The sequence below is a fragment of the Segeticoccus sp. genome (assembly GCF_035708005.1).
In genome coordinates this window covers 1-6,994 of record NZ_DASSTI010000052.1, presented here as the reverse complement: position 1 = coordinate 6,994, position 6,994 = coordinate 1, and the positions used below count along the sequence as shown (strand labels likewise).

Genomic DNA, 6,994 nt, shown 5'->3' with positions numbered 1-6,994 from the left:
TGTTGAACGACACCCTGGCTGACGACTTGGTGGTCGGGTAACGACAACGGGGGTGACGATGGTCGTCTGGGGCTGCCTGCGGGTAGCCCCTTGTTCGTGTGCGACGACAATGTGACCACGTTGGTGGTAGCGCAACGGCCCTCCCTGATCTTTGAGCGGATGGGGAGGGCCGTCGCTTGGTGCATTGGAGGTGCACCCGTGGTGATGGTAGGCACCGATTCGGCTGAGGTCGACCGGCGGTTGCGCGGGGGTGAGCTGGCGTGTCCGTGCGGGGCGGGCCGGCTGGCCCCGTGGGGTCATGCTCGGGCGCGCACGATCCGGGGGGTGGGGGTGGTGCGTCCGTCCCGCGGCCGGTGCTCGGTGTGCCGGGCCACGCATGTGCTGCTCGCCGTCTCGTGCTTGGTGCGCCGCGCGGACGGCGCGGAGGTGATCGGTACCGCGCTGGTGGCGAAGGCGACCGGGGTGGGGCACCGGCGCCTGGCGGCTCGGCTGGGCCGGCCGGCCTCGACGGTGCGCGGCTGGCTGCGCGCGTTCGCGTGCAACGCCGACCGGGTCGGTGCGCTGTTCGCCGGCCTGCTGGTCGAGCTGGATCCGCTGGCCGGTCCGATCGCGCCGCGCGGCTCGGGCGTGGCTGATGCGGTGGAGGTGATCGGCGTGGTCGCTGCGGCGGCCCGCCGCCGGCTGGGGGTACTCGGCGCGGTGTCGCCCTGGCAGCTGGTGGCGGCGGTCACCGGCGGGCGGCTGCTGTTCCCGTCCGGACCGGACTGATCGCCCAACACGAGCTGGCCCTTGGGCGCCGCGTGCTGAGCGGCGAGCCTTCGCAGGAACGTGTGATGCACCACCGAATGCGAGGAGAAACCGAGATGGGAACCAGCAACGCCGACCGGGAGGAGCAGGTGCGGGCCGAACGGGCCCGGGCGGTGGGCCTGTTCCGGTACACGCTGATCCGGGAGCCGGCCGACGAGGGGTTGAGTACCAAGGCGCGGGGGAGGCTGGTGCGCGAGCTGGCGGCTCGGGAGCACCCCGGTCCGTTCGGGCAGCCGGTGCAGGTGTCCCGGGAAACGATCGACCGGTGGATCCGCACCTGGCGCCGGGGCGGGTTCGACGCGCTAGTACCCGCCCCGCGGCGGGTGTCCCCGCGCACCCCGGCCGACGTGCTCGACCTCGCCGTCGCGCTCAAACGCGAGGTCCCTGCCCGCACCGCGGCGCAGGTCGCGACGATTCTGCGCAGCCACTGCGGGTGGGCACCGAACGAGCGGACCCTGCAACGACACTTCGCCAAGTTGGAGCTGAACACCCGCCCCGACGGCAATCCGCCGCAGGCGTTCGGCCGGTTCGAGGCCGAGGCGCCGAACGTCCGGTGGACCGGGGACGCGCTGCACGGGCCCACCGTGGGCGGCCGCAAGGCGATCCTGTGCGCGTTCATCGACGACCACTCCCGGCTGCTGACCGGGTACCGGTGGGCCCGCCGGGAAGACACCGTGCGCCTGGAGGCCGCGCTGCACGCCGGGCTGGCTTCCCGCGGTATCCCCGCCTCGATATACCTCGACAACGGTGCCGCGATGGTCGACAAGCAACTCGCTCGGGCCTGCGCCAGCCTCGGGATCCACCTGGTTCACTCCCGACCCGGAAAGCCTGCCGGGAGAGGGAAAATCGAGCGGTTCTTCCGCACCGTGCGTGAGCAGTTCCTGGTTGAGATCGGCTCCGGCCGCGAGCTGGAGGACATGACCCAGCTGAACAGCCTGTTCACCGCGTGGACCGAGACCGTGTACCACCGCCGGGTCCACTCCGAAACCGGCCAGGCACCGATCGAACGCTGGTCCGCCGGCCAGGCGCCGACCATGCCCACCCGGGCGCAGCTGCGCGAGGCGTTCTTGTGGGCCGAGTACCGCACCGTGACCAAGACCGCGACGGTGGGCCTGCACGGCAACCACTACGAGGTCGACGCCGCGCTGATCGGACGCCGCGTCGAGCTGGTCTTCGACCCCTTCGACCTGACCCGGATCCAGGTCCGCTGGCAGGGCCGGCCGATGGGCGACGCGATCCCGCACCGGATCGGCCGACACGTCCACGCCAAGGCCCGACCCGACGAGACCACCCCACCGCCGGCGACCAAGACCGGGATCGACTACCTGCACCTGATCCAAGCCGCGCACACCGCCAAATTGGCCGACAAGACCTGCTACTCGCGCCTGGACTCACCACCGGAGCAGGTCCCCGGCCAACTCCCACTGCCCGGCAGCGACATTGACGACGACGGCGGCCAGGAGGCCCGAGGATGATCGAGAAGCTGCAGTCCCACTACGGATTCACCACCATGCCCTTCGGCCGCGCCCTGGCCCCGAGCATGCTGCACCGACACGCCGCCCACGCCGAGGCCGTCGCCCGGATCGGCTGGTGCGTGGCCGAACGCGCCTTGGGCGTGGTCACCGGAGAAGTCGGCGCCGGCAAGACCGTCGCCGTGCGCGCCGCCCTCGCCGGGCTGGACGCCTCCCGGCACACCATCATCTACCTGGGCAACCCCGCCGTCGGCGGCCGCGGACTGTACGGCGGCATCGTCACCGCCCTGGGCGGCGTCCCTCGCTTCCACAAAGCCGCGCTCATCCCGCAAACCGCCGACCTGCTGGCCGCCGAGGACCACGAACGCGGCCGCACCGTGGTTCTGGTCCTGGACGAGGCCCACCTGCTCGGCGCCGACCAGCTCGAGGAGCTCCGGCTGCTGACGAACGCCGACATGGACTCCCACTCCCCGTTCGCCTGCCTGCTCATCGGACAGCCCACCCTGCGCCGACGAATCAAGCTCGGCACCTTCGCCGCGCTCGACCAGCGCATCGCGCTGCGGTATGCCATGACCGGGATGAGCGCCCAGGAGACCGCCGGCTACGTGACCCACCACCTCAAACTCGCCGGCCGCTCCGACACCCTGCTCAGCGACGACGCCCTCGCCCTGATCCACCAAGTCTCCCGAGGCCTGCCCCGAGCGGTCAACAACCTCGCCGTCCAAGCCCTCGTCGCCGCCTACGCCGCCGGCAAGGCCATCGTCGATGAATCCAGCGCCCGCGCCGCCGTCACCGAAGTCACGACAGAGTAACCACCACCACGACATCCCGACCACCAAGCCCCGCCAGCTGCGCCTGGCGGGGCTTCGTCGTGCCCCCGACCCGTCGCCACCGTCAACGACGTCATCATCGCCATCCAGACCGCCGGTCAACACCCCCCTCGCGGACGGTCGACACGCCGTTCCGCAGACGATCCGCTACCGGGCAGGGAATGCGGCGAGGTCGCGCTCAAATGATGCGGCGGCCTCCAGCACCTGCCTCGCGTCCGTCAGGAGGGCGATCTCGCACCGTTGGGGTCGGCGCGGGTCAACCGGCGGCGAGGCGCTCTCGTGTCCCAGACCCACCAGTACCTCCACCTGCGGTCCGAGACTCCTGCCTACGGCGAGGCTCAGGTTCGGCTCGGTGAACGTCAACCAACCCGCGGCGGCCAACCGGTCCTGCACGTCGGGCTCATCACCGCCAGCCGGGGTGTCCTCGATCGCAGAGGACGGTCCGATGTCACCGTCGGCCACCCGGCGTAGCCAGCGCGCCGCTTCCCCGAGCTCCCAGGTGGTCAGCGCCGGATCCTCGAAGGACCACGAGACGCCATCGGCTGTACGGGCCGCCAGCGGATCAGCAGCCAGTTCGCGTCCCACTCGTCCCACTCATTGGAGTCCTGGCCGAGGTCAGGGAACTGGTAGCCCACGACCTGCAGATCCACGTAGGCACCGGTGACGGCGGCAAGACGCACCCGCTCAGTCTGTCATCGCTGACCAGGGAGCGACTCCCCCCGGCAGACGTCGTGGGTCCGCGAGCCGATCCTGTTGTGGGTCGCCGGCAGCCTGCGCCGCGCAGGGCCCGTGGATCCGGCGGCACGACGCGGAAGGGTGAGGCGGGGGCCGGGGCCGGCCTCACCCGACGAGTGCCTGCAGGGTTCGTTCGTAGTTGCGGCACGCGCCCAGGACGGACAGGGCATGCTCGCCGAGTTCAGCGGCCTCCAGCTGCAGATCCCTCAACTCGGCACGTTGAGGAACTGACGCGATGGCGGCGCGGACCCGCTTGTGCTCTGCCGGACGCAGCGAGTAGTCCTGATCGATGGCCACGAGCACATCACGCAGATCGCATGCTGCCGCCTGGTCGGCGTCCTCGAGGACAGCGACCGCAGCGTCGAGCCACCGCGAGTCGTCTGGGTCAGCTCCTTCCATGGCGTCGGTGACCAAACAGAACAGGCCCATGTGCACGGCCAGCGCGACCGGCGCTGCCTGTTCGTGGTGGTCGAAGGGCAACCGAGCCGCTCGATCGACAAGCGCTTGGGCCCTGCTTGTGTCGCCGTCATCGAGGGCGCGCCGCGCCTTGACTAGTGGTCCGTCTCATCATTGGCTAACTACTTCTTCGAGTTTGCGGCGGGCTCGGGTGACCTTTGCCAGGATTGACTCGGCGGTCGCGGTCCACACGAACGGCTTGGGGTCGGCGTTGTTGGCCTGCAGGTAGTCCTCGATCGCGGCGATCAGGTCGGGCACCGAGCCGAAGCTGCCACGGCGTAAGGCCTTGGCGTCCAGGTCGCGGAACCACCGTTCGACCTGGTTCAGCCAGGACGAGGAGGTCGGGATGAAGTGCAGGTGGAACCGCTTGTGCCGGCGCAGCCAGCGTTGGACGTCGGCGTGCTTGTGGGTGCTGTAGTTGTCCAGGATCACGTGGATCGCTTGGCCTTTGGGCACTTCGGCGTCGATTACCTTAAGGAACTTCAGGAACTCCTCATGCCGGTGCCGGTGGAAGCAGCGCCCGGTCACTTCGCCGGTGAGCACGTTCAAGGCGGCGAACAAGGTGGTGGTGCCGTTGCGCTTGTAGTCGTGGGTCATGGTCGCTCCGCGTCCCTTGACCATCGGCAGCGAGGGCTGGGTGCGGTCCAGGGCCTGCACCTGGCTCTTCTCGTCCAGGCACAGCACCACCGCCTTGTCCGGAGGGTCGAGGTAGAGCCCGACCACGTCGGTCAGCTTCTCCTCGAAGTCCGGGTCGTTGGAGACCTTGAACGTGTCCAGCCGGTGCGGCTTGATCCCCAGGTCGTGCCAGATCCGTTGCACCGTGGCGGGACTCACGCCTGCGTGCTTGGCCATCGTGCGGCACGACCAGTGCGTCTGCCCCGCAGGCTTGGTGTGCAAAGTGTCGTGCACGATCGCGCGCACCTGCTCCTGGCTGATCCTGGCCTTCGGCCCGCGCCCGGGGCGGACCTCACCCAGGTTGGCCAGCCCGTCTTCCACGAACCGGGCCCGCCATGCCCGCACCGTCACCGGTGTCACCCCGACCTCGGCCGAGATCCGGCTGTTGGCAACCCCCTCCGCCGCCAACAGCAATGCCTTGGCACGTTGCACCTGCCGGTGCGGCGCCACCTGGGACCGAGACAGTTGCTCCAACGTGGCCCGCGCGGCCTGCGACATGGGCAACGGCGGGGCTGCGGGTGCGCTCATACCCTCAAGAATACCGACCATACCGCTAGTTATTCACGAGACACACCACTAGCTAGCAGGTTTTCCGCGGCCTGCTGCCCGGCGAAGCTGAACGGCTGCAGGGTCCGCCCCGAGACGGCCTCAACGTCTCCGAACGGGCGGTTGGCCCGTTCACTCATGTACTGCGACCAGTGCTGCCGCACAGTGCTCTCATCCATCAGCGAGAGCGTATCCGCCGCACACCGACCGTCAGCACCCCTGTCGACCGGTGGAGGTGGCCAGTCGAGCAGAAGCACCACGTGTGCCGTAGCCGGATCCTCAACCGGCGACCGTAGACGAGAGCCCGGCGGTGGTCCGCATGGTCCCCGCAGGTCCTTCGTCATACGGGACGGCTGCGATCGTCGGTGGCCGAAAGCGGCACACCTGATACCGCGGCTCGTTCAGTAGTCGGAGGCCTGGAAGGCGTAGTCCCAATCGCCGGCCTCGAAGTCGTCCATACTGATGAGGTCGACCGTGACCGTCGAGCCGGCATCTGCGTTGTCGGCTGAGCCGTCGAGCGAAGCGACAACGTGCTGGGTGCCCGGCTCGAGGACGGTGAGCTTGAACAACGCGCCGGACGCAGCGTGGTCCGTCCTCACGCGCATGGTGCCGCCGAACGATCCGAGCCCGTCGTTGCTGAGGTTTAGGTCCACGATGGTCCAACCGCCGTCGGACAGGCCGACACCCTCGTGAACGGCGTTGCTGCCGCTGTCGACCTTCGGCTTCGCCTTGTGTTTAGGCTTGACGGTCTTGATGACCGTCTTCGTCGCGGTCGCGGTCCTGGTGACCGTCTTGGTCGCGGTGGCGGAGCCGGGGACTGTCTTGGTCGGTCCCGGCACAGTGACCGTCGCGGTGGGCGCTGCCGCGTTCGCCTCGCCACCGCCTCCGCAGGCAGTGAGAGTTGCGAGCATCACGCTGGCGGCGACGGCGGCTGTCATGGCTGTGTGGTTCGTCTTCATGGTTCATTCCCCTGCTGTCGTTCGTGGTTTCGCTCTCGCCGGCCTATCAGCGCGGCACCTAGGACCCGCATGGCACGGTCACGCCTGCGCATCCACGAGGATCAGAACCATCCCCTCGTCGGGGTGATAGGTCCATCGCGCCTTGACGCCCTTCCAGGTGTCGGTCTGCATCCCGTCCAGGGCTCGCGTGGCGTCCATGTGGTCGATGACGTAGTCGGGGCAGTCAAGCCCGTTCAGCACACAGGCGACGTCGTCGATCGTGTCTCCGGACCCGGCTGCGTCGTCATTGCCCTCGGTATCGAAGGTGAGGGACTTTCCCTCGTCCTGTAGGTCGTAGGAGACGCCGCACTGTGATGCGACACGGGTGAATCTTTGAGTGTCGGCGGCGGGCGTGCGCGACGTGCGAGTCGTCGTTGGAGCGCCCTTGGCGTTGCTAGTGCCGGCTCCGCAGGCGGCCAGCAGCGTACCGGCGGTAATGACGATGGCGACGGCCGCGCCGTGGAATTTCATGACT

General features: G+C 69.0%; 8 protein-coding genes. 3 read left to right on the top strand and 5 right to left on the bottom strand.

Annotated features, from left to right (window positions below; translation table 11 throughout):
- Window positions 1–333 precede the first annotated feature (333 nt).
- From VFL99_RS05860 to VFL99_RS05850, 3 genes are all read left to right on the top strand, one after another.
- A complete protein-coding gene (locus VFL99_RS05860) occupies window positions 334–768 on the top strand; it encodes a hypothetical protein (protein ID WP_325105395.1) in 435 nt (144 codons plus the stop codon).
- Window positions 769–863: 95 nt separating this feature from the next.
- Window positions 864–2,282, top strand: coding sequence for a DDE-type integrase/transposase/recombinase (locus VFL99_RS05855; protein WP_325105394.1), 1,419 nt, complete (start codon window positions 864–866; stop codon window positions 2,280–2,282).
- A complete protein-coding gene (locus tag VFL99_RS05850; RefSeq protein WP_325105393.1) occupies window positions 2,279–3,091 on the top strand; it encodes an ExeA family protein in 813 nt (270 codons plus the stop codon). The genes VFL99_RS05855 and VFL99_RS05850 overlap by 4 nt, the downstream gene beginning before the upstream one ends.
- A 165-nt stretch (window positions 3,092–3,256) precedes the next feature.
- Here VFL99_RS05850 and VFL99_RS05845 read toward each other — a convergent pair whose 3' ends face one another.
- The 5 genes from VFL99_RS05845 to VFL99_RS05825 form a co-directional block, all read right to left on the bottom strand.
- Window positions 3,257–3,694 (bottom strand): WapI family immunity protein, encoded by a 438-nt coding sequence (locus VFL99_RS05845; RefSeq protein ID WP_325105392.1) that lies wholly within the window; start codon window positions 3,692–3,694, stop codon window positions 3,257–3,259.
- 255 nt (window positions 3,695–3,949) lie between these two features.
- Window positions 3,950–4,324, bottom strand: coding sequence for a hypothetical protein (locus VFL99_RS05840; protein ID WP_325105391.1), 375 nt, complete (start codon window positions 4,322–4,324; stop codon window positions 3,950–3,952).
- 87 nt (window positions 4,325–4,411) lie between these two features.
- Complete coding sequence (locus VFL99_RS05835) at window positions 4,412–5,503, bottom strand: IS630 family transposase (protein WP_325105390.1); 1,092 nt, start codon at window positions 5,501–5,503, stop codon at window positions 4,412–4,414.
- Between the two features lie 419 nt (window positions 5,504–5,922).
- Window positions 5,923–6,459, bottom strand: coding sequence for a hypothetical protein (locus VFL99_RS05830; protein WP_325105389.1), 537 nt, complete (start codon window positions 6,457–6,459; stop codon window positions 5,923–5,925).
- Between the two features lie 99 nt (window positions 6,460–6,558).
- The coding region (locus VFL99_RS05825; RefSeq protein WP_462283434.1) for a hypothetical protein at window positions 6,559–6,994 on the bottom strand (436 nt) is incomplete at its 5' end.

Excerpts from the sequence above, each read along its gene's own strand:
- VFL99_RS05855 (WP_325105394.1), top strand. The coding sequence starts at position 864 with ATGGGAACCAGCAACGCCGACCGGGAGGAGCAGGTGCGGGCCGAACGG.
- VFL99_RS05850 (WP_325105393.1), top strand. The coding sequence starts at position 2,279 with ATGATCGAGAAGCTGCAGTCCCACTACGGATTCACCACCATGCCCTTC.
- VFL99_RS05835 (WP_325105390.1), bottom strand. The coding sequence starts at position 5,503 with ATGAGCGCACCCGCAGCCCCGCCGTTGCCCATGTCGCAGGCCGCGCGG.
- VFL99_RS05830 (WP_325105389.1), bottom strand. The coding sequence starts at position 6,459 with ATGACAGCCGCCGTCGCCGCCAGCGTGATGCTCGCAACTCTCACTGCC.